The sequence below is a fragment of the Paenibacillus sp. ACRRY genome, from assembly GCF_022346995.1.
GTDB lineage: Bacteria > Bacillota > Bacilli > Paenibacillales > Paenibacillaceae > Paenibacillus.
Genome location: NZ_JAKRNM010000018.1, coordinates 37,566 through 64,081, shown reverse-complemented (window position 1 = coordinate 64,081; position 26,516 = coordinate 37,566). Strand labels below are relative to the sequence as shown.

General features: G+C 45.1%; 42 protein-coding genes, 1 rRNA gene and 2 pseudogenes. 2 read left to right on the top strand and 43 right to left on the bottom strand.

Annotated features, from left to right (window positions below):
* The 3 genes from MH144_RS29240 to MH144_RS29230 all read right to left on the bottom strand — a co-directional run.
* A 16S ribosomal RNA gene (locus tag MH144_RS29240) occupies nucleotides 1–62 on the bottom strand; the annotation flags it as partial.
* A gap of 446 nt (nucleotides 63–508) precedes the next feature.
* The gene (locus MH144_RS29235; RefSeq protein ID WP_095293396.1) at nucleotides 509–739 is read right to left on the bottom strand and encodes a hypothetical protein; all 231 of its coding nucleotides are present in this window, start codon (nucleotides 737–739) and stop codon (nucleotides 509–511) included.
* 207 nt (nucleotides 740–946) lie between these two features.
* On the bottom strand, nucleotides 947–1,564 hold the full coding sequence (locus MH144_RS29230; RefSeq protein WP_239305653.1) for a stage II sporulation protein M: 618 nt from the start codon (nucleotides 1,562–1,564) through the stop codon (nucleotides 947–949).
* A gap of 120 nt (nucleotides 1,565–1,684) precedes the next feature.
* Between MH144_RS29230 and pdaB the strand changes: the two genes are divergently transcribed.
* Nucleotides 1,685–2,461, top strand: a complete 777-nt coding sequence (gene pdaB / locus MH144_RS29225; RefSeq protein WP_095293398.1) for a polysaccharide deacetylase family sporulation protein PdaB — start codon at nucleotides 1,685–1,687, stop codon at nucleotides 2,459–2,461.
* A 134-nt stretch (nucleotides 2,462–2,595) separates the two neighbouring features.
* On the opposite strand, the gene MH144_RS29220 is transcribed toward pdaB, so the two are convergent.
* On the bottom strand, nucleotides 2,596–3,213 hold the full coding sequence (locus MH144_RS29220; protein WP_239305652.1) for a KinB-signaling pathway activation protein: 618 nt from the start codon (nucleotides 3,211–3,213) through the stop codon (nucleotides 2,596–2,598).
* 125 nt (nucleotides 3,214–3,338) lie between these two features.
* Between MH144_RS29220 and gerD the strand changes: the two genes are divergently transcribed.
* Nucleotides 3,339–4,112, top strand: coding sequence for a spore germination lipoprotein GerD (gerD, locus tag MH144_RS29215; RefSeq protein WP_239305651.1), 774 nt, complete (start codon nucleotides 3,339–3,341; stop codon nucleotides 4,110–4,112).
* A gap of 124 nt (nucleotides 4,113–4,236) precedes the next feature.
* Here the strand turns inward: gerD and MH144_RS29210 are convergent, their stop codons facing one another.
* The 39 genes and pseudogenes from MH144_RS29210 to rpsJ form a co-directional block, all read right to left on the bottom strand.
* Nucleotides 4,237–5,337, bottom strand: coding sequence for an Mrp/NBP35 family ATP-binding protein (locus MH144_RS29210; RefSeq protein ID WP_275440368.1), 1,101 nt, complete (start codon nucleotides 5,335–5,337; stop codon nucleotides 4,237–4,239).
* 79 nt (nucleotides 5,338–5,416) lie between these two features.
* Nucleotides 5,417–6,172 (bottom strand): N-acetylmuramoyl-L-alanine amidase CwlD, encoded by a 756-nt coding sequence (cwlD, locus tag MH144_RS29200; protein ID WP_095293402.1) that lies wholly within the window; start codon nucleotides 6,170–6,172, stop codon nucleotides 5,417–5,419.
* Nucleotides 6,173–6,416: 244 nt separating this feature from the next.
* Nucleotides 6,417–6,902: pseudogene (locus MH144_RS29195) on the bottom strand (hypothetical protein).
* Nucleotides 6,903–6,921: 19 nt separating this feature from the next.
* Nucleotides 6,922–7,268: pseudogene (locus MH144_RS31135) on the bottom strand (hypothetical protein).
* A gap of 233 nt (nucleotides 7,269–7,501) precedes the next feature.
* Entirely contained in the window at nucleotides 7,502–8,194 is a 693-nt protein-coding gene (locus MH144_RS29185; protein WP_239305650.1) for a phosphoadenylyl-sulfate reductase, read from the bottom strand.
* Nucleotides 8,195–8,805: 611 nt separating this feature from the next.
* Nucleotides 8,806–9,198 (bottom strand): 30S ribosomal protein S9, encoded by a 393-nt coding sequence (gene rpsI, locus MH144_RS29180; RefSeq protein WP_056697740.1) that lies wholly within the window; start codon nucleotides 9,196–9,198, stop codon nucleotides 8,806–8,808.
* A 19-nt stretch (nucleotides 9,199–9,217) separates the two neighbouring features.
* Entirely contained in the window at nucleotides 9,218–9,655 is a 438-nt protein-coding gene (rplM, locus tag MH144_RS29175; protein WP_095293404.1) for a 50S ribosomal protein L13, read from the bottom strand.
* 205 nt (nucleotides 9,656–9,860) lie between these two features.
* A complete protein-coding gene (gene truA, locus MH144_RS29170; protein ID WP_239305649.1) occupies nucleotides 9,861–10,634 on the bottom strand; it encodes a tRNA pseudouridine(38-40) synthase TruA in 774 nt (257 codons plus the stop codon).
* A gap of 158 nt (nucleotides 10,635–10,792) precedes the next feature.
* A complete protein-coding gene (gene rplQ, locus MH144_RS29165) occupies nucleotides 10,793–11,158 on the bottom strand; it encodes a 50S ribosomal protein L17 (protein ID WP_017692102.1) in 366 nt (121 codons plus the stop codon).
* A gap of 34 nt (nucleotides 11,159–11,192) precedes the next feature.
* Nucleotides 11,193–12,137 carry a DNA-directed RNA polymerase subunit alpha gene (locus MH144_RS29160; protein ID WP_024633566.1) on the bottom strand — a complete coding sequence of 315 codons (945 nt, stop codon included), beginning with the start codon at nucleotides 12,135–12,137 and terminating at the stop codon, nucleotides 11,193–11,195.
* 136 nt (nucleotides 12,138–12,273) lie between these two features.
* Nucleotides 12,274–12,669, bottom strand: coding sequence for a 30S ribosomal protein S11 (gene rpsK / locus MH144_RS29155; protein WP_017692100.1), 396 nt, complete (start codon nucleotides 12,667–12,669; stop codon nucleotides 12,274–12,276).
* Nucleotides 12,670–12,688: 19 nt separating this feature from the next.
* Nucleotides 12,689–13,057 carry a 30S ribosomal protein S13 gene (gene rpsM / locus MH144_RS29150; RefSeq protein ID WP_095293406.1) on the bottom strand — a complete coding sequence of 123 codons (369 nt, stop codon included), beginning with the start codon at nucleotides 13,055–13,057 and terminating at the stop codon, nucleotides 12,689–12,691.
* Between the two features lie 20 nt (nucleotides 13,058–13,077).
* Entirely contained in the window at nucleotides 13,078–13,191 is a 114-nt protein-coding gene (rpmJ, locus tag MH144_RS29145; RefSeq protein WP_003333770.1) for a 50S ribosomal protein L36, read from the bottom strand.
* A gap of 150 nt (nucleotides 13,192–13,341) precedes the next feature.
* Nucleotides 13,342–13,557 carry a translation initiation factor IF-1 gene (gene infA / locus MH144_RS29140; protein WP_017692098.1) on the bottom strand — a complete coding sequence of 72 codons (216 nt, stop codon included), beginning with the start codon at nucleotides 13,555–13,557 and terminating at the stop codon, nucleotides 13,342–13,344.
* Between the two features lie 3 nt (nucleotides 13,558–13,560).
* Entirely contained in the window at nucleotides 13,561–13,869 is a 309-nt protein-coding gene (locus MH144_RS29135; protein WP_095293407.1) for a KOW domain-containing RNA-binding protein, read from the bottom strand.
* 10 nt (nucleotides 13,870–13,879) lie between these two features.
* Nucleotides 13,880–14,632, bottom strand: a complete 753-nt coding sequence (gene map / locus MH144_RS29130; protein ID WP_239305648.1) for a type I methionyl aminopeptidase — start codon at nucleotides 14,630–14,632, stop codon at nucleotides 13,880–13,882.
* Between the two features lie 4 nt (nucleotides 14,633–14,636).
* A complete protein-coding gene (locus tag MH144_RS29125; RefSeq protein ID WP_095293409.1) occupies nucleotides 14,637–15,281 on the bottom strand; it encodes an adenylate kinase in 645 nt (214 codons plus the stop codon).
* Between the two features lie 90 nt (nucleotides 15,282–15,371).
* Complete coding sequence (gene secY, locus MH144_RS29120) at nucleotides 15,372–16,670, bottom strand: preprotein translocase subunit SecY (protein WP_095293410.1); 1,299 nt, start codon at nucleotides 16,668–16,670, stop codon at nucleotides 15,372–15,374.
* Nucleotides 16,670–17,110, bottom strand: a complete 441-nt coding sequence (rplO, locus tag MH144_RS29115; RefSeq protein ID WP_095293411.1) for a 50S ribosomal protein L15 — start codon at nucleotides 17,108–17,110, stop codon at nucleotides 16,670–16,672. Before rplO ends, secY begins: the two co-directional genes overlap by 1 nt.
* A 42-nt stretch (nucleotides 17,111–17,152) precedes the next feature.
* Complete coding sequence (rpmD, locus tag MH144_RS29110; RefSeq protein WP_017692092.1) at nucleotides 17,153–17,338, bottom strand: 50S ribosomal protein L30; 186 nt, start codon at nucleotides 17,336–17,338, stop codon at nucleotides 17,153–17,155.
* A gap of 12 nt (nucleotides 17,339–17,350) precedes the next feature.
* Nucleotides 17,351–17,848 carry a 30S ribosomal protein S5 gene (rpsE, locus tag MH144_RS29105; RefSeq protein ID WP_017692091.1) on the bottom strand — a complete coding sequence of 166 codons (498 nt, stop codon included), beginning with the start codon at nucleotides 17,846–17,848 and terminating at the stop codon, nucleotides 17,351–17,353.
* Between the two features lie 27 nt (nucleotides 17,849–17,875).
* Nucleotides 17,876–18,244 (bottom strand): 50S ribosomal protein L18, encoded by a 369-nt coding sequence (rplR, locus tag MH144_RS29100; RefSeq protein ID WP_095293412.1) that lies wholly within the window; start codon nucleotides 18,242–18,244, stop codon nucleotides 17,876–17,878.
* Nucleotides 18,245–18,361: 117 nt separating this feature from the next.
* On the bottom strand, nucleotides 18,362–18,904 hold the full coding sequence (rplF, locus tag MH144_RS29095) for a 50S ribosomal protein L6 (protein ID WP_017692089.1): 543 nt from the start codon (nucleotides 18,902–18,904) through the stop codon (nucleotides 18,362–18,364).
* Nucleotides 18,905–18,934: 30 nt separating this feature from the next.
* On the bottom strand, nucleotides 18,935–19,333 hold the full coding sequence (gene rpsH / locus MH144_RS29090) for a 30S ribosomal protein S8 (protein WP_095293413.1): 399 nt from the start codon (nucleotides 19,331–19,333) through the stop codon (nucleotides 18,935–18,937).
* Nucleotides 19,334–19,365: 32 nt separating this feature from the next.
* The gene (locus MH144_RS29085; protein ID WP_095362279.1) at nucleotides 19,366–19,551 is read right to left on the bottom strand and encodes a type Z 30S ribosomal protein S14; all 186 of its coding nucleotides are present in this window, start codon (nucleotides 19,549–19,551) and stop codon (nucleotides 19,366–19,368) included.
* A gap of 74 nt (nucleotides 19,552–19,625) precedes the next feature.
* Complete coding sequence (gene rplE / locus MH144_RS29080) at nucleotides 19,626–20,168, bottom strand: 50S ribosomal protein L5 (protein ID WP_095293414.1); 543 nt, start codon at nucleotides 20,166–20,168, stop codon at nucleotides 19,626–19,628.
* Nucleotides 20,169–20,200: 32 nt separating this feature from the next.
* Nucleotides 20,201–20,554, bottom strand: coding sequence for a 50S ribosomal protein L24 (gene rplX, locus MH144_RS29075; RefSeq protein ID WP_024633578.1), 354 nt, complete (start codon nucleotides 20,552–20,554; stop codon nucleotides 20,201–20,203).
* Between the two features lie 41 nt (nucleotides 20,555–20,595).
* On the bottom strand, nucleotides 20,596–20,964 hold the full coding sequence (gene rplN, locus MH144_RS29070; RefSeq protein ID WP_090905289.1) for a 50S ribosomal protein L14: 369 nt from the start codon (nucleotides 20,962–20,964) through the stop codon (nucleotides 20,596–20,598).
* A 35-nt stretch (nucleotides 20,965–20,999) separates the two neighbouring features.
* The gene (gene rpsQ, locus MH144_RS29065) at nucleotides 21,000–21,266 is read right to left on the bottom strand and encodes a 30S ribosomal protein S17 (RefSeq protein WP_056697701.1); all 267 of its coding nucleotides are present in this window, start codon (nucleotides 21,264–21,266) and stop codon (nucleotides 21,000–21,002) included.
* 48 nt (nucleotides 21,267–21,314) lie between these two features.
* Nucleotides 21,315–21,512 carry a 50S ribosomal protein L29 gene (gene rpmC, locus MH144_RS29060; protein WP_017692083.1) on the bottom strand — a complete coding sequence of 66 codons (198 nt, stop codon included), beginning with the start codon at nucleotides 21,510–21,512 and terminating at the stop codon, nucleotides 21,315–21,317.
* Nucleotides 21,502–21,936: a 50S ribosomal protein L16 gene (rplP, locus tag MH144_RS29055; protein ID WP_017692082.1), complete on the bottom strand. Its 435-nt coding sequence runs from the start codon at nucleotides 21,934–21,936 to the stop codon at nucleotides 21,502–21,504. The genes rpmC and rplP overlap by 11 nt, the downstream gene beginning before the upstream one ends.
* 2 nt (nucleotides 21,937–21,938) lie before the next feature.
* The gene (gene rpsC, locus MH144_RS29050; RefSeq protein ID WP_090924673.1) at nucleotides 21,939–22,604 is read right to left on the bottom strand and encodes a 30S ribosomal protein S3; all 666 of its coding nucleotides are present in this window, start codon (nucleotides 22,602–22,604) and stop codon (nucleotides 21,939–21,941) included.
* 15 nt (nucleotides 22,605–22,619) lie between these two features.
* Nucleotides 22,620–22,952 (bottom strand): 50S ribosomal protein L22, encoded by a 333-nt coding sequence (gene rplV, locus MH144_RS29045; protein ID WP_095293416.1) that lies wholly within the window; start codon nucleotides 22,950–22,952, stop codon nucleotides 22,620–22,622.
* Between the two features lie 35 nt (nucleotides 22,953–22,987).
* Nucleotides 22,988–23,266 (bottom strand): 30S ribosomal protein S19, encoded by a 279-nt coding sequence (rpsS, locus tag MH144_RS29040; RefSeq protein ID WP_095293417.1) that lies wholly within the window; start codon nucleotides 23,264–23,266, stop codon nucleotides 22,988–22,990.
* 71 nt (nucleotides 23,267–23,337) lie between these two features.
* Entirely contained in the window at nucleotides 23,338–24,168 is an 831-nt protein-coding gene (gene rplB, locus MH144_RS29035) for a 50S ribosomal protein L2 (protein WP_095293418.1), read from the bottom strand.
* A 31-nt stretch (nucleotides 24,169–24,199) separates the two neighbouring features.
* Nucleotides 24,200–24,490 carry a 50S ribosomal protein L23 gene (gene rplW, locus MH144_RS29030; RefSeq protein ID WP_024633586.1) on the bottom strand — a complete coding sequence of 97 codons (291 nt, stop codon included), beginning with the start codon at nucleotides 24,488–24,490 and terminating at the stop codon, nucleotides 24,200–24,202.
* A complete protein-coding gene (rplD, locus tag MH144_RS29025; protein ID WP_095293419.1) occupies nucleotides 24,490–25,113 on the bottom strand; it encodes a 50S ribosomal protein L4 in 624 nt (207 codons plus the stop codon). The genes rplW and rplD overlap by 1 nt, the downstream gene beginning before the upstream one ends.
* A 25-nt stretch (nucleotides 25,114–25,138) precedes the next feature.
* Nucleotides 25,139–25,762, bottom strand: a complete 624-nt coding sequence (gene rplC / locus MH144_RS29020; RefSeq protein WP_095362280.1) for a 50S ribosomal protein L3 — start codon at nucleotides 25,760–25,762, stop codon at nucleotides 25,139–25,141.
* A 43-nt stretch (nucleotides 25,763–25,805) separates the two neighbouring features.
* On the bottom strand, nucleotides 25,806–26,114 hold the full coding sequence (rpsJ, locus tag MH144_RS29015) for a 30S ribosomal protein S10 (RefSeq protein WP_017692074.1): 309 nt from the start codon (nucleotides 26,112–26,114) through the stop codon (nucleotides 25,806–25,808).
* Nucleotides 26,115–26,516: the final 402 nt, after the last annotated feature.

The following is a 26,516-nucleotide window of genomic DNA, read 5'->3' as shown; positions in this document are numbered from 1 at the left end:
ACTTGCATGTATTAGGCATGCCGCCAGCGTTCGTCCTGAGCCAGGATCAAACTCTCCAATAAAGTATTGAAAAGAGCGATTAGCTCATTTTGAATCTGACGAGATTAAAAATCTCATTTGTCGATCTTGCAAGCAAGATCATTTACTCACTCGTTGTTCAGTTTTCAAAGATCAAACATTCAATCTACTGCTGTTTTTCATGTTGTCGTCGTTTTCAGCGGCGACTTTTATAATATATCATGTTCAGCTCCACTTTGCAAGCACTTTTTTTTCATGAATGTTATTCATTCATTTTACTGCAGTCACTTGTTTTAGTGGTTTGTCCTAAAAAGGAACGAAAATTAATTTATCATATCTAAACCAATAGGTCAACCCTTTTTCGACATTTTGTTTCATTGATGTTATTCCATCTATAGGTTCGTCTAGTTATAGAGGTACAGCGCTGGCTGTAAGGGCCGCACCTCGCTCAACAATTATAGTGCACATTTGAAGCTCTGTACCATGCATCTTACGGTTTAGACTTTTTGAGTTTGCCACTTCTTGCGTATTTGGACAACTCCTTCGGCGGAGCGAATCGAGCATACATGCGGAATACTGTTTTGTATCTACTCGCTATAGCGTATTTGATCTCCTGGTCGAGGCGATTATCACTGAGGTCAAACAACATCTCATCCAGCTCTTTACGTAACACATAATCGAGTTCCTTACATTCCTTCTCGTTAAACAGCATACCCAGCATTAAGAGTTCTCCTTTTTCTGCATATGGATAAGGCGCGCCCTTATATTTATATATTAAATCCCGCACCTCTAGAGTCAGGGCTAATATTAGACGCGCCGATTCCAGCCCCTCTGAGTTATAAAATCCTCTTCTCTAAGGGATTGCTGGAACCCGTTTTATTGTTATGGTCAACTTTCTGAAAATTTATGAATGACATTCCATACAAATTTATCCACGCACAATGCTGAAGGTAATCGTACTTTCAATAATAGCTGCAATGAACAGCAGGATTACAACCCAGCACGAGGCGGTTAGTGTCCTCCGCAAAAAAGTCTCCCACTGTTTTCCTAATCCATGCCGCTTGGCACTTCCAAGTTCAATCAGGCTTCTGGACGCCAGTCCCCCAAACTTGAGACCACAAGCACAGGCAATGATGATGACGGGAATTTCTATAATTCCGTGTGGTAAAAGCCCCTTCACCACGATATCAAAAAGGCTCGCTCCATTATCTGTAGTGATATGCACTAGAAAACCAATAACCATTCCGTTAATTACTAAAAATATAACAGGCAAAATTCCAAAGAAAATACCTGCATAGATCACGAGCACACTTTTGATGGCATTATTAAAAAAGATAAAGATAAAGAAGTTCCATTGCACATTTCCGCTCTGTTCGAGCTGTCTACTTACCTCTTGAAGTCCACCTATTTGGTTCAATAATATCTCCTGCAGCGGTCCCGTACTTACCCATCCAGCTCCTATCCCTGCTACAAACAATATGACCGACCAGATTAATGCGTTACGAATGGATCCTAGATCCCTTAGAAATGTACTGAATTTTAACATGGTAACCTCCTAATACATGAAGTTGATGGACAAACAAATTTCTCATGCGAATAACTGCGCTGTACGAGCATACATTGGAGAGTAAACAAGCATTTCTTATGGGAGAGGGGCGCTTATTGAATGAACTCGTTCTATGTATTCAGTGGCAAAAAGATTAAACGTTTCCTGATTGTGCTGGCTGCTGCCGTCTTTGCTATCGGGATTATTTATCTGGAAAGCGGCAATGTTTCTGTATTCTCGGAGGATGCACCTTCGGCTGTGTACAACGTACCAACAGAGAAAAAAGTAATTGCATTGACATTTGATATTAGCTGGGGCGATAAGCGCACGGAACCCATCCTTAAAGTGCTGAAGGATAACAAAGTAGAGAAAGCCACCTTCTTCTTATCCTCCCCCTGGAGCAAGACACACCCCGAGATTGTAACTTCCATCAAGGAAGCGGGATACGAAATTGGCAGCCACGGACATAAGCACGATAATTACAGCAGCATGACTGAAGAAGAAATTCGCAAGGAAATTTCGACAGCTCATAGCATTTTAACCGATTTAACGGGAAAAGAACCGAATCTGCTTCGTCTGCCTAATGGGGATTTTGACAAACGCGTACTTCAAGTAGCCAGCAGTCTAAACTACCAGGTCGTTCAATGGGATACCGACTCACAGGATTGGAAGAACCCTGGTGTCCAGACCATTGTAGATCGGGTAGTCAGCAAAGCTCACCCTGGAGATATCGTACTCCTGCATGCAAGCGATTCTTCCAAACAAACTCATGAAGCACTGCCAGTCATTATCGATAAATTAAGAAACCAGGGGTATGAATTTGTGACAGTCTCCGAATTGCTGAATCATTCCAGTGCCAAAGGTACAGAAGTTCGCGATCAAGCCAGTGCTCAATAATATAACACTCACAAGATTGACGGTTAAACTACAGCTGTATATTCAATACTAAAGGTTCAGCAGCAAAAATGAAAAGAGCTAACCAGGTTAGCTCTTTTTCGCGTTTTATAAAGGATCCTAAATAGCCATCTTCATTATGCTTGCTCCGTTCTCCCGCTCACTGCCTGCTCTGCAGATCCATCTACCAGCTTATGTAATATTAGCATTTGGTATGCATTACATACCAGCAATGGGACCACAATAAAGGTGGTAGCGGCATTTACATCGATTCGGAGCACACCGATCGTCTCAACCACGGTAACTGCAATCATAAAAAAGAGCGTTGGGACTAATGCCGAAATATGTGTCTTTTTCACTTTCACGTAAGCGGTAACAATTGCAGCTGCCAAAATAATGATTCCAAGCACGATATCGGACAAACGCTCTCGTCCGCCTCCGACGAACAAACGCAAAAACATAACGTCTAGCAAAGCGAGCACGGTTAAAACAAGCTGTACCATTTGCCATCCGCGTTTCGGAAATACGCCTTTACCCATATAATTCAGTATCAAGTAAGCGAAAAAACCCATCTGAGAATACACACTAATCATCACGCCTGATCCAAATAAAATCAGGAGATACAGCAGAAAATCGATAATTCCGTTCGTTCTCTCCCCGTTCACCAGCATCATAATGAGACCTGTAACTAGCGATCCGGCTGCTCCGATAAGTAAGGCTGTCCAAAATAGGAAAAACCATTTACGTAAATTCAAATGTTTTCCACCCCCGAGAGTTTATTTTACCAACCTTCTCAACAAAAAACCATCATCATTCAACATATTTAGTGCTTGCCCATCACATACTACATGCAGTATCTAATCAAGGAGGGGTTATGCACATGAAACGGCCTTTGTGGCAGCTCAGCTGCGCCCTTTTGGGGCTATCCGTCATGCTCGCCGGCTGCGGTTCAGATCAGAATTCTTCGCCTCCTCAGGGCAGTTATAAAGAGATGAAAACCATGGTCGTGGATATTCTAAAAAGTGATGAAGGCAAGAAGGCTGTAGAAGAAGCTCTAACTGGCCAAAGTTCCTCGGGGGGCGGCGGTGAAAGTGGGGATTCCGAACAAAGTGGCGGCGGATCGGGTGGCGGGTCTGGAACCATTGGTATGAAAATGTTAATGCCCATGCAATCTTCAGAACAAATACGTATTGCTGTTAAAGATACCATCACGGCTCCCGAGTACCAAAAGGAATTCGAAAAAATCATGACAGATCCACAATTTGCGAGTGAATTTGCCAAAGCCATTAACTCGCAGAGCAAACAGCTGCATATGCAGCTAATCAAAGACCCTACTTACCAGAAATCGGTTGGGGATATCATGAAGTCGCCGGAAGTATCCAAAATGTTTATGGACATGACCAAAACTCCAGAGTACCGTAAACAGACCATGACAGTAATGCAGGAGGTCATGCAGAATCCATTATTCCGAATGGAAGTGCTGACGCTGCTTAAAAAGGTGGTACAGGAAGAGCTGCAACCGAAAGTTGAATCCGGCGGACAGGAACAAGGCGGACAACAAGCGGGTGGCGGCGGACAAGAGGGCGAAAGTGGCGGCGGCGACAGTGGAGATGGGGGTAGTGGTGGTGACTCCGGAAGTGGCGGAGGATCATAAATCAGTAAGACATAGTTGATTTACAGTTGACCCTGTTATAGAAGTGCAAACATGTTATAAGCTATAAAAGCCCGCATCCGATGGATGCAGGCTTTTTGATGTTGAGGAAATTTTTTTCAATATGCTAAAACTTAGTCTCAATTGTCTGGGCTACTTCATCGTATATGGCACCGATGCGTGTATCAGCCTTATATACAGATGGCGAGAAATCAGGCTCCGATGGATGATTGTCCGGTGAACCAAGAGGAATCTGTGCGAGGAGCTCTGTATGCAGGCTTTCTGCAAGACGTCCACCGCCCCCACGGCCAAAGACATAGTCTTTCTCTCCACATTTGCCACACTCATAATAAGCCATGTTCTCTACCACACCCAGCAGCTCATGCTCGGTCTGAATCGCCATCGCCCCCGCTCTCGCAGCTACAAATGCTGCTGTTGCGTGAGGCGTTGTAACGATGATCTCCTTGCTCTGTGGCAGCATTTGGTGCACATCCAGAGCTACGTCACCTGTTCCTGGTGGCAAATCAAGCAGCATGTAGTCCAGTTCTCCCCAATTTACATCCGTGAAGAACTGACGCAGCATGCGACCCAACATTGGACCACGCCAGATTACAGGGTTATTTTCACGAATGAAAAATCCCATCGACATCACTTTCACACCGAAACGCTCGACCGGCTGAATGATTCCATCCTCTACAACAGGGTATTCTTCAATCCCCATCATATCAGGTACACTGAAACCATAGATGTCCGCATCAATTAATCCAACCTTTTTACCTTGCCGGGCGAGAGCAGCAGCCAGATTCACTGTGACTGTAGATTTACCTACCCCACCTTTGCCACTTGCTACTGCAATATAGCGAACACCCGATTCTGGGCTTAATAACGCATGACCATCCAGACCTGCTGCGTGGCCTTTTACAAGTACTTCCTCGTCATTCTGCTCATTCCCTGGTTGTCCTTCATTCACGCTCTCTCGTTCATGTTCTGATGCTGCACGCAGGCGTATATGTACATCCTGAACCCCATGTTGAGACAATAGGTTACGTGCGGCATCACTAAGAGCAGTTGTATCCTCAGTCTGATTGTCCAATGTAACAATGGTCAGTGCCACATGGTTTTCTTTTACCATGACATCACGAATCCATTGAAGCTCGGTCAGACTCACTCCCAATTGTGGTTCCTGTAAAGGTTGCAATAGTTCAAGTATCTGTTCTTTGGATATCATCAGACAGCACCTCAGCTTTATCTATTGGCATGTAATTAGGTATGCTGAGTTAATTATAACATTGTCCTAGTCTTTGTAACTAACTTTTGGGACGTTCCCCCGAGGAATACCTCAAGATCCCATTATAGATGGAAGCGGCTACTTTACGCTGATATGCTTCATCTGCAAGAAGACGTGCCTCATCGGGATGGGATAGGAAACCAACCTCAACAAGAGCAGACGGAATTTTCAATGCCTGCAGCAGATAAACGGTGTTTACCGTTTTTGCAATTCGATCTGTATTTTCAAGATTACGGATCATTTCTTGCTGCAACAGATTGGCCAATCCTTCATTGTCCGGGTGGTTGGGTGTATAAAAGACCTGTGCACCACTCCAGCGGTTCGAAGGGACACTGTTCATGTGAATGCTGATAAACAGATCTGCCTGCTTGTCTTCAATTCGTCTTACTCGTTGCTTGAGATCTTCTGTCTTCCGTTTGGAATATCCTCTGGTATCTGCCTCTGCAAGATCTGTATCAATCTCTCGCGTCATGACAACCAGTGCTCCAGCTTGCTGCAGATAGTCCCGTACATACAAGGCAATCGATAAATTAATATCCTTCTCGATGACCCCCTGCTTGCTCACAGCTCCCCCGTCTGGTCCACCATGCCCTGCATCAATTGCAATGACTTTGCCTGCTAGCGGCAGCCCCCAATATCCGGAAGTCTTGGATGAAGGGAGTTCATACGTCACCACAGCCACCAACATCGCCAGCAGACAGAGGCTTAATAGCACACGCTTTACTGTACGCAGCCGAATCCATACCACAAAATGCTTCCCCATATTTTTACGCATAAAAAAACCACCTCGTCCCTATAAATGACTCTAATCATCTATATGGGACAAGGTGGACAAATATACCGTTAGGAGCGGACTTGCTCCGCCATTCCCTCAATCAGTATTTCAGCTGCCTCAGGTCGAGTAAACTCTGGTGGAGGACACTCTCCATCACGGAGCAGACCACACTTTTGTACTGGGTAACGTCATGTGATGCTCTTTACCGTGTAGGCATGTTTTGCTTGATGCTATGTTGCCACATTTAGTGTGCAGAAAAAACTATGCTCGAAGAATAAAGGAGTGATCCCAGCTCTTCCGCTGTAAAGTTCGAGAAGATCTCCTGAGCTTCATAAGTTCCATAGTAATCACCCACACCTGCATGGTCACGTCCCACAATAAAGTGAGTACAGCCGTAATTATTGCGCACCATCGCATGGAATACGGCTTCACGCGGACCAGTATAACGAATAGCTGCCGGGAAGACCCAGAAAAGCACGATCCGCTGGATAGTCGTTCTCGAGTAGCACCAGATAACTTTTCATGCGGACATCGGCAGGGACGTTATCGGATTTTGGTTTCTCTCAAAAGAAGGTTCAAATAGGGCATCTACAATCTCCATGGCCCTCTTTTGAATGTACTCATGGGCACGATGAACCGGATTCCGTGTTTGGAGGCCCGCAACTTTCTTCCATCTTTTACCTAAAACATTCTCCGTGTCTCTGCAGGGCCAAAATAAAACTGTTCGAATATGGCCGGCTTAGGACGATTCAAGACTTGAAATGGTCTTTCCACATATGTTGCAGGTCGTCCCAATAGCTTTTCACACCTAGATGCTTTGAGCCATCCGTCATGAATACACGCCTTGCTTCTTCCTCCTGATCCACGGTGTACACACTCTGTACTTCCAGCAGGCCGTAGGTTACGTTATCATCTTCCCCAATCAGTGTAATTGTCACTCCCACCTTAAGAGAAGCACCTGCTGTTCGTCATCAGCTAATGTAATGGGAATACTCCATACCGTTCCATTCGAAAGACACATACGGGAGACCACCAAAAATAGTCTTTTTTCATTCAAGAACCCTGTAAGAGGGGAGAATGCACCTACTCCTATCATATCCAAGTCAGAAATGAATCAGCTGCTAATACGCAACGAGGATAAGCTCTCTCATTCGCGCAATAATTGTTCCCGTTCTTCTCCTTGTACGACACGCTACACCAGCGTACCTCATTGAGGCAGAATCGATGTAATTTTGTCAGCACCCTAATTCTACATAGTGATGGTTCGATAGAGAAATGTTCAAAGCTATGATGTGAAGTCTAAGAGTCTCCCCAACTGATTCGAATACATTATTTATGGAGTCCGCATTCTGTTTTGTCATTTCCGGACCAGCGTCCTGCACGCGGATCTTCCCCAGGCATAACTTGACGGGTGCAATATTCACAACCAATGCTCGGATAGTTCTGATCATGCAGCGGGTTATATACAACATTATTAGCACGTATATATTCCCACACATCCTCAGAAGTCCAATGAGCGATCGGGTTAAATTTCATAAGTCCAAACTTCGTATCGTATTCCACTTTCTTCGCATTCGCACGAGTCGGTGCCTGATCTCTGCGAATTCCCGTGATCCATGCATCATACTGGGAAAGAATACGTGTCAGCGGCTCAACCTTGCGAATATTGCAGCAAGCATTGGGGTCCGATTTCCACAATTCATCTCCATGTTGGGCCGCCTGCTCTTCAGGCGTAATTTTAGGAGAGACACGCACAAAATCCAAATTGTATTTCTCTTTCATAAGATCACGAGTCTCATACGTTTCCTTGAAATGAAAATCAGTGTCGAGATAAAAAACATCCGTCGAGGGACTGATCTTCTGCAGCATATCTACAAGTACAACATCTTCCGCACCAAAGCTGCATGCAAAAGTGATATTTGGGAATGTCTCAACAGCGTAACGAATAATATCCTCAGGGCTTGCATTTTCCAATTCTTCTGCTTTCTTCCGAGCAAGATCTTCTTTTTCCAACAAGTTCATTTCTGAATTTCCCCCATTCTGCTTTTCCCGAAAAATTTAATGCCGACCATTCTAATATGAATTATGTATAGTATAAATCTTTCAGGGGGGATGTCAATGCCTGCCACATGGTAAAATGACGCATTTGGAGCCCATTTTTCTGAGTGATTTAAAAATATTATGTGAAAGCACCTTGAATCTTTTCATTCAAACCATTTTAATAATTCTAAGCAGACTAGAATGTACTAGAGATTCAATTCGGCACGCTAATCATGAACCCCTTTGTCCTTTGGAGTATACGGCTTAAACTGTATTAAATTTGGAATGGATTTATACTCGTGCTAATCTCAAGTAAAAGATGCAATAAGACCTAAAATGTATGAAAAGACCCTTCATTCTTCGTGCATACATGTAAGCGACTTTTATTGTTTTTATAAAAAAAACTGATGATTGTCATCACGCTCAAACTGTACAGATTGACCACCTTCAGCCGTATTTAAAATTAGAAATAAGCCATATTTAGATTACCCATATATAACAAAATATCTGTGGGATTCTATTGGATCAACTAAACCTTGCTTTAAAAGACAACAAAAAAGCCTCTGGCCGAGGCCAGAGGCTTGTAGTGCATATTAACGTTTGGAGAACTGAGGAGCGCGACGAGCGGCTTTGAGACCGTATTTTTTACGTTCTTTCATCCGTGGGTCACGAGTCAGGAATCCTGCTTTTTTCAGGGAAGCACGGTATTCCGGATCTGCTTTGAGCAGAGCGCGGGAGATACCATGACGGATTGCTCCAGCTTGACCAGAGATACCGCCACCATGAGCGATAACCAAAACGTCATAGTTGCTAAGCGTTTCTGTCAAAGTCAATGGTTGTTTTACGATCAGTTTGAGTGTTTCCAAACCGAAGTATTCATTAATATCACGTTTATTGATGACAATGCGTCCTTCACCCGGTACAAGGCGAACACGAGCTACCGAATGTTTACGACGACCTGTCCCATAGTATTGTACTTGTGCCATGAAACTGTCCTCCTTTTAATTAACCGCGAAGTTCGTAAACTTCTGGTTTTTGTGCTGCATGTGGATGCTCAGTGCCTCTGTACGCTTTAAGTCTCAGCTTCATTTTTTCGCCCATGCGAGTTTTAGGAAGCATACCGCGAACAGCCAATTCCAACATACGTTCCGGTTTGTTTTTAACCATATCTTCTGCAGTAGTTACTTTCAAACCACCTGGGTGCATCGAGTGACGGTAGTATTTTTTGTCTTGCATTTTTTTACCAGTCAATACGATTTTCTCCGCATTGATGATAACTACGAAATCGCCAGTGTCCACATGTGGAGTGAATTGTGGCTTGTGTTTGCCGCGGATCAAAGCAGCTGCTTCGCTCGCCAAACGTCCGAGCGTTTTGCCTTCGGCATCAATGATGTGCCATTGGCGCTCAACTTCGTTAGGCTTCGCCATGTACGTGGTACGCATGAAAAGTTCCTCCTTAAAATGTTCAAAATCTCATTTTTCATTTATCTTCGTTCATTAAGTGATAACTTTAGGTGTTGATGGATAGTTGTTGCGATGTGAACCTCTTAATTGGGGCTGTGGGAAAGCCATTAAGAAAACACAACTTTTATATTACATGATAGGAGCTTAAATCGCAAGTGTTAATTAAGCTTTTCACTCACCAAATTTAATCTTTTTTGTATTCAAGATCCCAGAGCATTAAACCACAACTTACCGCAGTTGGTCCTGCAGCAGAGCGATTACATGCGGCAATCATATTCGGTACATCAGAGGCTTTCCGTTTGCCCTCTCCGATCTCCAGCAGTGTACCTACAATAATGCGAACCATATGCTGCAAAAAGCCGTTGCCGCTCACATAAATATGAATGACTCCCTGATCGCGCGGATGATCTCTACACATTGAACGGTCAACCTCTATCCATGCATCGTATACCGAACGTACATGATTGTCTTTCTGAGACTTGCGAGAAGCAAAGGAGGTGAAATCATACGTACCAATAAAATGACGAAGCCCCTTCTGCATTGCAGTTACGTCTAATCTGGCATGATGATGGTATTGCAGCCTTCTGTTGAATACATCCGGAAATTGATTTGCATTGATCGTATAGCGGTACGTCTTCGTTTTCGCTGCATAGCGAGAATGAAACTCAAGCGGTACCTCTATCGCATCAATAACAACAATATCCGAAGGTAATCTAGAATTAAGTGCAATGCACCATCGTTCAATCGGGATTTGAGATTCGGTGAAAAAGTTGAAGATCTGTCTGCGAGCATGAACACCCGCGTCGGTCCTACCTGACCCCGTTATCTTTACCGTCTCACCTGTCAATGCATGAATGGCATCTTCAAGATGATCCTGGATGGTATTCCCTCCCGGCTGTACCTGGAAGCCGTAATAAGCAGTGCCATCATAAGTTAGCGTCATACACAAGTTGCGCATCATTACCACACCTTTGTTCCATACTAAACATACCCTACCCCGAACAGCAAAAGAAGCCCCTTCCGGAGCTTCTATTACAGCACGAATTCCGAAATGAAGTGAAAAAAAGGGTTAATCCAGAATCATCGACTCTGTCCCCTTTCCTCATCTCATCTGTTTTACGCGCGGTCAACCAGTTCCAAGTAAACCATAGGCGCTGCGTCACCACGACGAGGTCCCAGTTTCAGGATACGAGTGTATCCACCTGGACGCTCAGCGTAACGACCGGACAATTCGCTAAACAGTTTTTGGATTGCATCTTGCTCACCATCGATAGTTTCGCGGCGAACATAAGCTGCCACTTGGCGACGGGCATGAAGATCTCCCTTTTTCGCTTTAGTGATCAGTTTTTCAGCAATAGAGCGAACCTCTTTTGCTTTCGCTTCAGTTGTCTGAATGCGCTCGTACAAGAACAGGTCGGTTACCAGGTCACGGAACAAAGCTTTACGTGCGCTGGAATTACGGCCCAACTTTTGGTATGCCATTGTTTTCCCTCCTTCACTTCAAGCACTCAGCTGTCTATTCTTCTGTACGGAGTCCCAGACCCAATTCTTCGAGCTTCTCTTGAACTTCTTCCAAAGACTTGCGTCCGAGGTTACGGACTTTCATCATGTCTTCTTCCGTTTTCGTAGTCAGCTCTTGCACGGTATTAATACCGGCACGTTTCAGGCAGTTGTAGGAACGAACAGAGAGATCCAGCTCTTCGATCGTCATTTCGAGTACTTTTTCTTTTTTGTCTTCTTCTTTTTCGACCATGATCTCAGCGTCTTTCGCTTCGTCTGTAAGACCCACGAAGAGCATCAAATGCTCGGTCAAAATTTTAGCGCCGAGGCTTACAGCCTCTTCAGGACGAATACTTCCGTCTGTCCAAACTTCCAACGTGAGCTTGTCATAGTTGGTTACTTGGCCAACACGCGTATTTTCCACAGCGTAGTTAACGCGGCTGATCGGGGTGAAGATGGAATCGACTGGGATGACGCCGATCGGCTGGTCATCGCGTTTATTCCGATCTGCCTGGACGTAGCCGCGACCGCGATTGGCAAAAATACGCATGTGAAGTCTCGAACCTGGTCCGAGCGTAGCGATGTGCAGATCCGGATTAAGGATTTCCACATCGGAATCAGCACGGATATCTCCAGCCGTGATTGCTCCTTCGCCTTCAGCATCAATCTCGAGCACTTTCTCCTCATCCGAATGAATTTTTAGCGACAAAGCTTTCAGGTTAAGAATAATCTCCGTTACATCTTCCATTACGCCAGGAACTGTAGCAAATTCATGCAGAACGCCATCGATTTGAACCGAAGACACTGCCGCACCCGGCAGTGACGAGAGCAAGATTCGGCGAAGCGAGTTTCCAAGCGTCGTTCCGTATCCGCGCTCTAGCGGTTCTACTACGAATTTCCCATAGGTGCCATCATCGTTGACGTCTACCGTCTCAATTTTCGGCTTTTCGATTTCAATCACTGCAATACCCCTCCTTCAAAACGTCGGTCCTCTATGAAACATTTACCTTCTCTTGCGAAAACATGTAGTAGTATGCCTAAACAACCATTATTAGCAGATTGTGCTGGATTTATACCACACGCAGGGGCAAATCTCATTAGACACGACGACGTTTTGGAGGACGGCATCCGTTATGTGGGACTGGAGTTACGTCTTTGATCAGGTTAACTTCCAGACCTGCAGCTTGCAAAGAGCGAATCGCTGCTTCACGGCCTGCGCCTGGTCCTTTAACCATAACCTCAACGGCTTTCATCCCATGTTCCATTGCAGCTTTGGCAGCAGTCTCAGCAGCCATTTGTGCAGCAAACGGAGTCGATTTACGGGAACCTCTGAATCCGAGGCCGCCGGAGCTTGCCCACGAAATTGCATTTCCGTGAGGATCCGTAATGGTAACGATAGTGTTATTGAAAGTGGAACGGATATGTGCCACGCCAGATTCAATATTTTTACGGTCACGACGTTTAGTACGTACGACTTTTTTCGGTTTAGCCATTTTCTCTTATCCCCCCTTATTATTTCTTCTTGTTCGCTACTGTACGACGAGGACCTTTACGAGTACGAGCATTCGTTTTCGTACGTTGTCCACGAACAGGCAGACCACGACGATGACGAACTCCACGGTAACAACCGATCTCCGTCAAACGTTTAATATTCAAAGAGATTTCACGACGCAGGTCACCTTCTACTTTGACCTCTTTGTCGATACTTTCACGCAATTTGCTGACTTCATCTTCCGTCAAATCACGAACACGAGTGTCCGGATTGATGCCTGTAGAGCTCAGAATTTTCTGGGAAGTCGTTTTACCGATTCCGAAAATATAAGTCAAGGCGATCTCAACGCGCTTATCACGTGGCAAATCCACACCAGCTATACGTGCCATTTTACGCTACACCCCCTTCATTAACCTTGTTTTTGTTTGTGTTTCGGATTTTCACAGATAACCATAACATTCCCTTTGCGGCGAATGACTTTGCATTTTTCGCAAATCGGTTTGACCGAAGGTCTTACCTTCATGTGAATTACCTCCTCAAAGTTCTGCTTAGCAAAACTCTCTTCGTAAGCATTGACCTCGTTTTACCATTGTAAAACCGGCTTCGAAGCTTTCGCAAGTTTTGCCGGGCAAAACCCGCTTCAAGCTTCACAGTTCATTGCAACTGTCTACTACTATTTACGGTAAGTTATACGTCCTTTTGTCAGATCATAAGGCGATAACTGAACAACTACTTTGTCACCAGTCAGGATACGGATGAAGTGCATCCGCAGCTTGCCGGAAACGTGAGCGAGAATTTGATGACCGTTCTCAAGCTCAACCTTGAATGTTGCATTCGGCAGCGGTTCAAGAACCGTACCTTCCACTTCAATGACATCTTCCTTGGCCATTAGTCAGTCTCCTTTCTCTTCAGCTTGAATGTTGGTGGATTCCAGAAACGAATGAACCGCATAGCGGAGTTTTCCGTTTGTCACCCGACCACTCTCGTTTAAACTGTTTACAACCTCGCTGCTGATCATCGGCTGGAGCTCCAGATGAAGAATATTCTTCTTCTTGGGTTGATCAAACTTACGTTTGTCTCCATCCGCTATATACACGAACCTACTGTCCGCTATAGCAACAATTACCGCGGCTTGGTCCGCATTGCGGCCTTTACGGATCTTCACAAGTTGACCGAGCTGCGGATTAGACTGATTATTCATGCCTCATCACCTACGCATTCAGTTTTGTGAAAATTTCCATGCCATCTGGTGTAACTGCTACGGTGTGTTCAAAGTGGGCACATAACGAACCGTCAACAGTTACGACAGTCCAGTTATCTTCCAGCGTTTTCACATACCGGCTACCTGCGTTAACCATCGGCTCTATGGCCAGCACCATGCCCGCTTTAAGCCGTGGTCCCCGATCAGGAAGACCATAGTTTGGAATTTGGGGTTCTTCGTGCAGATCCGCTCCTATGCCGTGACCGACATACTCCCGAACTACCGAAAAACCGGCATCCTCAATATATTTCTGAATCGCATGAGATATAGTAAACAAGCGAACGTCCGGTTTAACCAGCGCCAGACCTGCGTATAACGAAGCCTCGGTAACGTCCAGAAGACGACGGGCTTCTTCGGAAATACGGCCGACCGGATAAGTCCAGGCAGAATCTCCATGATACCCCTGGTACTGCGCGCCAATGTCAAACGTAACGATATCGCCCTCGTTCAACTTGCGTTTGCCGGGAAATCCATGCACCAACTCTTCATTTACTGAAGCGCACACACTGGCAGGAAAACCGTTATAACCTTTGAAAGACGGCACAGCTCCTTGACTGCGGATGTATTGATCGGCCATATGGTCAAGTTCTCCAGTCGTAATACCGGGAGCGATATGCTCTGCCAAGAGACGATGCGTTTCCGCAACTATTCTCCCTGCTTCCCTCATCAAGCCCAGTTCCGTTTCGGACTTACCAATGATCATTCAATTAACCTCGCAGTAAGGACACGATCTCTTGAGAGACTTGATCAATATCCTGTTCTCCGTTCATTTGACGAAGAAGACCCTTGTTCTCATAAAACGTGAGGAGTGGTGCTGTTTTGTTGATATATTCGTCAAGACGAGTTCCTACGCTCTCTTCGTTATCATCCGAACGTTGGTACAACTCGCCGCCGCATTTATCACAAATACCTTCCTGCTTAGGCGGATTGAATACGACATGATAAGTGGCGCCACAGTTTTTGCAAATGCGACGACCCGTCAAACGAGCCAGCAATTTGTCGCGGTCCACTTTCAGGTTGATTACATGATCGAGACCTGAGTTCAGTCGGTCCAGGATGCCATCAAGCGCTTCAGCTTGAGACAGGGTTCTTGGAAAACCATCCAAGAGGAATCCTTCTCTGCAGTCAGGCTGCTGCAATCGTTCTTCAACGATGCCGATGGTTACATCATCTGGTACAAGCAATCCTTGATCCATATATTCCTTGGCTTTCAGGCCAATGGGAGTTCCCTGCTTAATCGCCAGACGAAATGCATCGCCTGTTGAAATGTGGGGAATACCGAACTCTTTCACGATGACGTCTGCTTGCGTTCCTTTTCCTGCCCCCGGAGGGCCCATGAATAGGATGTTCACGTTATGTCACTCCCTCCAAGACTACCCTACATCAACAAACAGCACAATAGGTGCCGGCAAGTAAATCTTAGCTTGACCGGTACCTATTGCCTATTTATTGATAAAACCTTTGTAGTGGCGTTTGATCAATTGGCTTTCGATTTGCTTCATGGTATCGAGCGCAACACCGATAACGATCAGGAGAGACGTTCCTCCAATTTGCGCCGATTGAGGCAAACCAGAAAGTGCCCCTAAGAATACAGGCAGAACGGAAATGACTGCCAAGAAGATGGCTCCGGCCATTGTCAAACGAGTCATGACACGGGTCAGATATTTCTCGGTTGCTTTACCCGGGCGAATGCCTGGGATGTAACCGCCGTTCTTTTTCATATTATCAGCCATCTGCTGTGGATTCATCTGTACGAAAGTATAGAAGAAAGTGAAACCGAAGATCATCACGACATACAATAACATACCCAGAGGTTTGTGAGTAGTCAGATTTTGTCCGATCCACTGTGCCCATAAACGATCAGCCCAGAAGTTGGCGATAATCGTTGGGAACATCAACAGAGATGAAGCAAAGATGACAGGGATAACACCTGCTGCGTTAATCTTCAGCGGGATGTGTGTATTCTGTCCACCGTACATTTTGTTACCTACGACGCGTTTTGCGTACTGTACAGGAATTTTCCGAATCGCCTGTTGAATGTAAATGACACCGATGATAATCAACACAATAACAATTGCGACGATTACACCTTTAAGGATGTTCATGAACAACTGATCAGGTTGAATGAAGTCGGATTCGATTGTCTGTTTGATAATGTTAGGCACCGTTGATAGGATACCCGCAAAGATCAAAATCGAAATCCCGTTTCCTATGCCCTTCTCGGTGATCTGCTCACCAAGCCACATCAGGAATGAAGTACCGGCCGTAAGTACAATCGCGATCAAGATATAATCAGCAAAAGTGGCGTTAGGCACCATCTCTGTATTGTACAAGCGGTTGAATCCGATCGACGTACCAAACGCTTGAATCAATGCCAGACCAATCGTTAAATAACGAGTCAGCTGAGCTGATTTCTTCTTACCTTGTTCACCTTGCTTAGCCCATTCCGCTAACTTAGGGATAACGTCCATGGAAAGCAACTGTACTATGATAGACGCAGTGATGTAAGGTACGATCCCGAGTGCAAAGATCGAGAACTGGAACAGTGCTCCACCCGAGAACGTATTTAGAAGTCCAAAAACTTCTTTACCCGCAGAATTTGTCGCTTCGAAAACCTCTTTGTTTACTCCAGGTACTGGAACGAAGGATCCGATGCGGTAAATGATCAGTACAAAAAGGGTAAATAATACCCTTTTGCGCAGATCTTCAACCCGCCAGATATTCTTTAGGGTCTTGAACATTAAATCACCTCGGTTGTACCGCCGGCAGCTTCAATTTTCTCCACCGCAGATTGAGAAAACTTGTTAGCTTTAACAGTCAGCTTCACAGTGACTTCACCGTTACCCAGGATCTTGATTCCGGATTTAGCGTTTTTAACTACGCCGTTCGTCATCAAGAATTCTGGAGTTACTTCAGTACCCGCAGCAAAACTGTTCAGGTCTTCAATATTCACAACCGCATATTCCTTGCGAGTTGGGTTTACGAAACCACGTTTTGGCAAGCGACGATACAATGGATTTTGTCCACCTTCGAAGCCCGGACGTACACCACCGCCGGAACGAGCGTTTTGTCCTTTGTGACCGCGACCTGATGTTTTACCCGTACCACTACTTGGACCGCGACCAAGACGTTTACGCTCTTTGCGGGATCCAGGAGCTGGGGAAAGCTCATGTAACTTCATCGTTCGTTGCACCTCCTTAAAGATTTATGGGAATATCCCGTATTAAGCTTCTACTTCTTTAACAGCAACCAAGTGGCTTACTTTGTTAATCATACCACGAATGGCTGGATTATCGTTTTGAACCACTTTGCTGTTGATTTTACGCAAGCCCAATGTTTTCACAGTTGTTCTTTGCGTCTCCGGACGTCCGATCAAGCTGCGGACGAGGGTAATTTCCAATTTAGCCATGAGATTCCCTCCTTAACCCAGAAGCTCTTCGACGGATTTTCCGCGCAGTTTAGCCACGTCTTCAGCACGCTTCAAACGGGACAAACCTTCCAAAGTCGCATTGACCATGTTCATGGAATTCGAAGAACCCAGAGATTTTGTCAAAATATCACCTACACCAGCAAGTTCGAGAACCGCACGCACAGGACCACCAGCGATAACACCAGTACCTTCAGATGCTGGTTTCAACAGAACGCGTCCTGCGCCGAACTTACCTGTTACCAAGTGAGGAATCGATGTTCCTACGAGTGGAACGTGTACAAGGTTTTTCTTAGCATCTTCAATACCTTTGCGAATTGCATCAGGTACTTCGCCCGCTTTACCGATACCAGCTCCAACCCAGCCGTTGCCGTCGCCGACTACAACCAGTGCGCTAAAGCTGAAACGGCGTCCGCCTTTTACTACTTTAGCTACGCGATTAATATTTACAACTCTTTCAGTCAGTTCCAAAGTATTCGGATCTACACGCAAGTCGTTAACCTCCTTTTGAAAAATATCTTAAAACTCAAGTCCTGCTTCACGAGCCGCTTCAGCCAATGCTGCGATACGACCATGGTACAGATATCCGCTACGGTCAAATACGATGTTGGAAACGCCTTTGTCTTTCGCACGTTTTGCAACGAGTTCGCCAACTTTACGAGCTGACTCAACAGAAGCGCCGTTTTTGATGTCGCTGCTCAGTTCTTTGTCTACAGTAGACGCGGAAGCGATCGTTACACCAGCTACGTCATCGATAATTTGAGCGTACATATGTTTACCAGAACGGAATACGTTCAAACGAGGACGTGCTGCCGTTCCTTGGATTTTCTTACGAACACGCAGGTGTCTTTTCAGACGAGCCTTGTTTTTATCCTGTTTCGTAATCATCTCAGGGATTCACTCCTTTCAGGTTACCTCGCTGGCTTCAAACCGGAAGCCACGGGGTATATTAGAAACACACGAAGCAAGCAAGCCGAAAGCCGCGCAAAGGCGGTAAGAGAAATCTTATTTCTTCTTACCGGCTTTACCTTCCTTACGGATGATACGCTCGCCTTCATATTTAATACCTTTACCTTTGTACGGCTCAGGTTCACGAACGGAACGGATTTTAGCAGCGTAAGCACCTACGCGCTCTTTGTCGATCCCGCGAACGATGATTTTTGTATTCGAAGGTACTTCGAATTCAATTCCCGCTTCCGGTGTAATTTCAACCGGGTGAGAGTATCCAACGTTCAGAACGATTTTATCTCCGGATTTGCTTGCACGATATCCGACCCCAACCAACTCCAGAGATTTTGCGAATCCTTCAGTAACGCCGCTCACCATGTTGTTTACAACGCTACGCGTTGTGCCGTGCAAAGAACGGTGAGTTTTGTTATCGGAAGGACGCACAACTGTAATTTCGTTGTTCTCAACTGTAACCTTCATGTCTTTATGAAGTTCACGAGTCAGAGTTCCTTTTGGTCCTTTTACCGTAATAACGGTGTTGTCCAGTGTGATGTCCACACCACTTGGTACTGTAATTGGTTTGCGACCAATACGAGACATATGTTGCACCTCCTATCTTGTGACGTTATATTACCAAACGTAGCAAACGACTTCTCCGCCGGATTTCGATTGACGAGCTTCTTTGTCCGTCATAACACCTTTGGATGTCGAGATGATCGCGATACCCAGGCCACCAAGTACACGAGGTACTTCGTTGCTTTTCGTGTAAACACGAAGACCAGGTTTACTGATTCTTTTCAGACCAGTGATAACGCGCTCGTTATTTTGACCGTATTTCAGGAAAACACGGATAATCCCTTGTTTGTTATCATCGATAACTTCAGCGTCACGGATGAAACCTTCACGCTTCAGGATATCGGCGATTTGTTTTTTCATTGTCGAAGCAGGCATTTCTACTGTTTCGTGACGAACAGTGTTCGCGTTACGAATACGAGTAAGCATATCTGCAATTGGATCAGACATAGTCATTGTGAGTTAACCTCCTTCCCGTTCAGGACTTTTTACCAGCTTGCTTTTTTCACGCCAGGAATCTGGCCTTTATAAGCTAATTCACGGAAGCAAATTCTGCAAATTTTGAACTTTTGCAGCACCGAATGTGGACGTCCGCAACGCTCACAGCGTGTATAAGAACGCACTTTAAACTTTGGTGTACGTTGTTGTTTAACTTTCATCGAAGTTTTTGCCACTTTAGCCTGACACCTCCTAAATAATTTCGGAGAAAAGGGAGTCCTTCCAGACACCCGGAAACGTTATGCCAACTTTATTTTACGAAAGGCATTCCCAGTTGCGTGAGCAACTCACGGGACTCTTCGTCTGTTTTCGCCGTTGTTACAATAACAATGTCCATACCGCGGACTTTGTCTACTTTATCGTACTCGATCTCTGGGAAGATCAATTGTTCTTTCAGACCCAGTGTGTAGTTACCACGTCCGTCGAACGCTTTGCTCGATACACCGCGGAAGTCGCGGACACGAGGCAATGTAACGTTGAACAATTTATCGAGGAAGTAGTACATACGCTCGCCGCGCAATGTAACTTTCACACCGATAGGCATGTTCTCACGCAGTTTGAAACCTGCGATAGATTTCTTAGCACGAGTGATTACAGGTTTTTGACCCGCGATCAGTTGCAAATCGTTTACTGCGGAATCCAACACTTTGGAGTTTTGGACAGCGTCGCCCACACCCATGTTGATAACGATTTTCTCGATTTTAGGCACTTGCATTACCGTTGTATAGTTAAACTTCTGCATCAAACCAGGAGCGATTTCTTGCAGGTAACGTTCTTTCATTCTTGATGCCATGAATCATAGCCCTCCTTTCTCATTCGGTTCAATTAGTCGATAATTTCTCCGGAACGTTTAGCAACGCGCACTTTCTTTCCGTTATCCAACACTTTGTAACCAACACGGGTTACTTTTCCGCTCTTTGGATCGATGTGCATCACGTTGGAAACGTGAATCGGAGCTTCCTTCTCGATAATGCCGCCTTGCGGATTTTGCTGGTTAGGCTTCTGGTGTTTTTTAATCATGTTAACACCTTCCACAAGGACGCGGTTCTCACGAGGATAAGCAGCGATGACACGGCCTTTTTTACCTTTGTCTTTACCGCTGATCACCATAACCGTATCTTCCTTTTTAACGTGAAGTTTGTTGTTATGGGATTCCAGAACTTTTTTCACTCTTGGCATTTCGTACACCTCCTGTTTCTAAACATCACGAGCTTAATCTATTAGATAACCTCTGGGGCCAAGGAAACGATTTTCATGAAGTCTTTCTCGCGAAGTTCACGAGCAACAGGTCCGAAAATACGTGTTCCACGTGGGCTTCTGTCGTCTTTTACAACAACAGCTGCATTTTCATCAAAACCGATGTAGGAACCGTCTTTACGACGTACAGAACGTTTCGTACGAACGACAACCGCTCTAACTACATCACCTTTTTTGACAACGCCGCCTGGTGTTGCTTGTTTTACAGAACAAACGATCAGATCACCGATTTGTGCTGTACGACGTCCCGTACCGCCGAGTACGCGGATACACATCAGTTCCTTCGCACCGGAGTTGTCGGCTACAGCCAAACGTGTAAATGGTTGAATCATTTAGTATTCCTCCTTCCAGCTATGCTGATAATGCATTAGATGATAACCGCTTTTTCTACGACTTCAGTAAGTCTCCAGCGTTTATCTTTCGAAAGCGGACGAGTCTCCATGATTTTCACCGTGTCACCGATTTTCGCAGTGTTTTCTTCGTCATGCGCTTTGAACTTTTTAGTAACCTTGATGCGTTTATGGTACAACTTATGGTTTTTGTAAGTTTCTACAGCAACAACAATCGTTTTATCCATTTTATCGCTAACAACTTTACCAGTTTGCACTTTACGTGCGTTACGTTCTTCGCTCATTGTTGGCCTCCTTCCTGATTACGGACGGAATGTATATCCGACCTCTAATTAACCGATACCCAGTTCTCTTTCACGGATGATGGTTTTAGCACGAGCTATTTCTTTCCGCACATCACGGATTCGAGTCGGGTTATCCAGCTGACCGGTAGCGAGTTGAAAGCGGAGGTTAAAGAGTTCTTCTTTAAATCCGGCAATCTTTTGCTCGATTTCAGCAGAGGTTAGGTTGCGAAATTCACTAGCTTTCATTTGCTTCACCACCCAATTCTTCACGTTTCACGAACTTCGTTTTGATTGGCAGTTTGTGAGCGGCAAGACGCATCGCTTCGCGTGCAATCTCCTCCGGTACACCAGCAAGTTCAAACATGATCTTACCTGGTTTCACAACTGCAACCCATTTTTCTACGTTACCTTTACCGCTACCCATCCGAACCTCGAGAGGCTTTTGAGTGATTGGTTTGTCAGGGAAAATTTTGATCCAGACTTTACCACCACGTTTGATGTAACGAGTCATCGCAATACGAGCCGCTTCAATTTGACGGTTCGTAATCCAAGCCGGTTCCGTAGCTTGCAGACCGTATTCGCCAAAGTTCAGCGTAGTTCCGCCTTTTGCTTGGCCTTTCATATGTCCGCGTTGTTGCTTACGGTGTTTTACACGTTTTGGTACCAACATGATTAGTTGCCTCCTTCCTTAGCAGCTTGTTTCTTAGCCGTAGGAAGAACCTCTCCACGATAGATCCATACTTTTACGCCGATACGGCCGTAAGTTGTATGAGCCTCTGCTGTACCGTAGTCGATGTCGGCACGAAGCGTGTGCAGTGGAACAGTTCCTTCGCTGTAGCCTTCCGAACGTGCGATCTCAGCTCCGCCAAGACGTCCGCCCACTTGAGTTTTAATACCTTTTGCACCAGAGCGCATAGTTCTTTGAATAGCTTGTTTCAGAGCACGACGGAAAGAAACGCGACGTTCCAGTTGTTGTGCAATGCTTTCTGCTACCAGGATTGCGTCCAGGTCTTGGTTCTTAATTTCAGAGATGTTGATGTGTACTTTTTTACCGCCAGCAATTTTCGTAATTTGGTTACGAAGATTCTCAACTTCAGATCCACCTTTACCGATTACCATACCTGGTTTCGCTGTGTGAATCGTTACGTTTACGCGGTTAGCCGCTCTCTCGATTTCAACACGAGACATAGCGGAGTCTTTCAATTTATTTTTCAGGAATTCACGAATTTTCACGTCTTCCATCAAAAGATCACCGAAGTCTTTGCCTGCATACCATTTAGATTCCCAGTCACGGATAACTCCGACACGGAGTCCGACCGGATTTACCTTTTGGCCCACACGTTTTCCCTCCTTCTACTTTTCAGATACCACCAAAGTGATGTGGCTAGTACGTTTGTTAATACGACTTGCACGTCCCATTGCACGAGGGCGGAAACGTTTCATTGTCGGTCCTTGGTTCACGTAAGCTTGCGAAATGACCAAGTTATTAACATCCATAGAATAGTTATGTTCCGCATTCGCAATAGCGGAGTTAAGCAACTTCTCAACGATTGGAGAAGCGGATTTCGGAGTGTGACGGAGAATGGCAACCGCCTCACCAACTTGCTTGCCGCGAATCAAGTCAACAACGAGTTGAACTTTACGAGGAGCAATCCGGATAAACTTAGCATGTGCTTTTGCTTCCATTGTGTAACCTCCTCTCAAACATTAAAGATGTTCATTTATCTTCTTGTTTTCTTGTCATCATCAGTATGGCCTTTGTACGTACGGGTTGGAGCGAACTCACCCAATTTGTGTCCGACCATGTCCTCAGTCACGTATACTGGCACGTGTTTACGTCCGTCATATACGCCGAATGTGTGTCCGATGAATTGTGGAAAAATTGTAGAGCGACGGGACCAGGTTTTGATAACGTTCTTTTTACCGGAAGCGTCCATCTCTTCTACCTTTTTCAGCATGTAGCCATCAATGAATGGCCCTTTTTTCAAACTGCGACCCATGTGGAGATCCTCCCTTCAAACGTAGCGTTTATGCATCCGCAGATGCCTCACGAAGTTATGCACAGTGTGTATTACTTCGTGCGGCGGCGAATGATGTATTTATCAGATGCTTTATTTTTCTTACGCGTTTTGTAACCAAGAGTAGGTTTACCCCATGGTGACATTGGCGATTTACGTCCGATTGGAGCACGACCTTCACCACCACCGTGAGGGTGATCGTTAGGGTTCATTACTACACCACGAACTTCAGGACGTTGTCCCAACCAACGGCTACGACCGGCTTTACCGATTTTGATGAGCTCGTGGTCTTGGTTACCAACAGAACCGATTGTTGCACGGCAAACTTTCAGAATACGACGAACTTCTCCGGAAGAGAGACGAACGGAAACGTATTTTTCTTCTTTACCAAGCAATTGAGCTTCTGTACCAGCAGCACGAACCAATTGTCCGCCTTTACCTGGTTTCAACTCGATGTTGTGGATAACGGTACCTACTGGAATGTTTTCGAGTGGCAGTGCGTTACCGATTTTGATGTCGGATTCAGGACCGGAGAAGATTTGATCTCCAACTTTCAATCCTTTAGGAGCGATGATGTAACGTTTCTCACCATCAGCATAGTGAATCAGGGCGATGTTCGATGTACGGTTCGGGTCATACTCGATCGTAGCAACGCGGCCCGGTATTCCATCTTTAGTACGTTTGAAGTCAATGATACGGTATTTACGTTTGTGTCCACCACCGTGGTGACGAACTGTAATTTTACCTTGGTTGTTGCGGCCTGCTTTTTTGCTCAGTGGGGCCAACAACGATTTCTCCGGCTGATCTGTGGTGATTTCCTCAAATGTAGATACGGACATGTTCCGTCTTGCCGGGGATGTCGGTTTATACTTTTTGATTGGCACTGGGTTTCCCTCCTTACTTCAACAATTTCAATTATACAGTTTCAAAGAACTCAAGCGTTTTGCTGTCTTGTGTCAGTGTTACAAACGCTTTTTTCCATTCGCTAGTATATCCGGAATAACGTCCGTACCGTTTAGGCTTAGCTGGAACACGAAGAGTGTTCACGTTTTTCACTTTTACGTTGAAAATAGCTTCCACGGCTTTTTTGATCTCGGTTTTGTTTGCACGGATATCGACTTCAAATACATATTTCAAGTCATTCATCATGTCAGCAGTACGTTCCGTAATAATCGGACGTTTAACAATATCACGAGGATCCTTCATTACGCGAGCACCTCCTCTACCTTCTGAACTGCTTCTTTCGTAATGATCAGTTTGTCGTGCGCAAGCACGTCAAGAACATTAATGCCGTCAGCTGCTACGAATTTCACGCCAGGAATATTCCGTGCGGAAAGAGCCACATTATCATCATAGCTAGGAGCTACGATCAAAGCTTTGCGTCCAACTTTCAAGTTGTTCAAGATGGCTGCAAATTCTTTAGTTTTAGGTGTGCTCAGCGAAAGAGCATCCAAAACGATAATGTCATTGTCGAGCACTTTGGATGAAAGAGCTGATTTGATCGCCAAACGGCGAACTTTCTTAGGCAGTTTGTACGCATAGCTCCGAGGTGTCGGACCAAATACGATACCGCCGCCTTTCCATTGTGGAGAACGAATCGAACCTTGACGAGCGCGACCTGTACCTTTTTGTTTCCAAGGCTTACGTCCACCGCCACGTACTTCAGAACGTCCTTTTACTTTGTGGGTACCTTGACGAAGGGAAGCGCGTTGCATAAGCACTGCATCGTACAGAACGGAAGTGTTCGGCTCTACTCCGAATACTGCATCGTTCAGTTCAACTTCGCCCACTTGGCTACCATCTACATTGTAAACTGATACTTTTGGCATTTTGTGTTCCTCCTTTCTTCAGTGGTTATTTTTTCACCGTTTCTTTAACTTTTACAAGACTGTTTTTCGGTCCAGGAATGGAACCCTTCACGAGCAACACGTTACGCTCAGCGTCTACTTTAACAACTTCAAGACGTTGGATTGTAACAGTCTCATGACCCATGTGTCCTGGCAAGTGTTTGCCTTTAGGAACGCGGTTAGCTTGGATCGAACCCATCGAACCCGGGCCACGGTGATAACGAGAACCGTGAGACATAGGTCCAGTGCTTTGTCCCCAACGTTTGATTACGCCGGCAAAACCTTTACCTTTAGAAATACCCGTTACGTCAACGAATTCGCCTTCTGCGAAAATGTCAGCTTTCAACTCTTGGCCAACTTCATATTCCGCGATGTTGATGCCGCGAAGTTCACGAACGTAGCGCTTAGGGGCAGTATTCGCTTTTTTAGCGTGTCCTGCTTCTGGCTTGTTGGCATTTTTCTCTTTCTTATCGGAGTATCCGATTTGAACCGCTTCGTAGCCATCGTTCTCAAGATCTTTCTTTTGCAAAACAACACAAGGTCCTGCTTCGATAACTGTTACTGGTACTACGTTACCTTCAGCGGTAAACACTTGAGTCATTCCAAGTTTTTTTCCTAAGATACCTTTCATGTTGACACCTCTTTTCCTTTATACATGGTCTTGTTGATTTATATTACAATTTGATTTCGATATCTACACCGGACGGCAGATCCAAGCGCATCAAGGCATCCACAGTTTGTGGAGTCGGGTTAACGATGTCGATCAAACGCTTATGTGTGCGTTGCTCGAATTGCTCCCGAGAATCCTTGTACTTGTGTACCGCACGAAGAATAGTAATGATTTGTTTTTCAGTTGGAAGCGGAATCGGACCGGATACACCAGCACCCGAACGTTTTGCTGTTTCAACAATTTTCTCCGCGGATTGATCAAGAATTCTGTGGTCGTAAGCTTTCAAACGAATACGAATTTTTTGCTTTGCCATTTTAGTCCCTCCTTCTATCGCCCAATTTATTATCGGACATACTCCGTGAAAATTTTCCAACAACCCTCCCATGGCAAAGGGGCCGGGTGTGCCAGTAACCTCTCACATCATCGCAACGTCTCAGAACAACATTCATTATTATATAGAAAAAATGGGCGTATTGCAAGCATATTTAAGAAAAACATTTAAACTAATCTTTTCATATAGAAATGACGTTGTTTAATGTGTTATTTCACCGTTATGCAAGCTGCCTTAACCGATCCTTTTTATACATCTGAATGTTCCTCACCATTATGACGCAGGTCCCGAATCACTTATACATAATAAAAGAGTTCTTTATCCGATGTCGGATAAAGAACTCTTCCGAAGCTTCGTTACAGTACAATGTTACTCGTTCCAGTA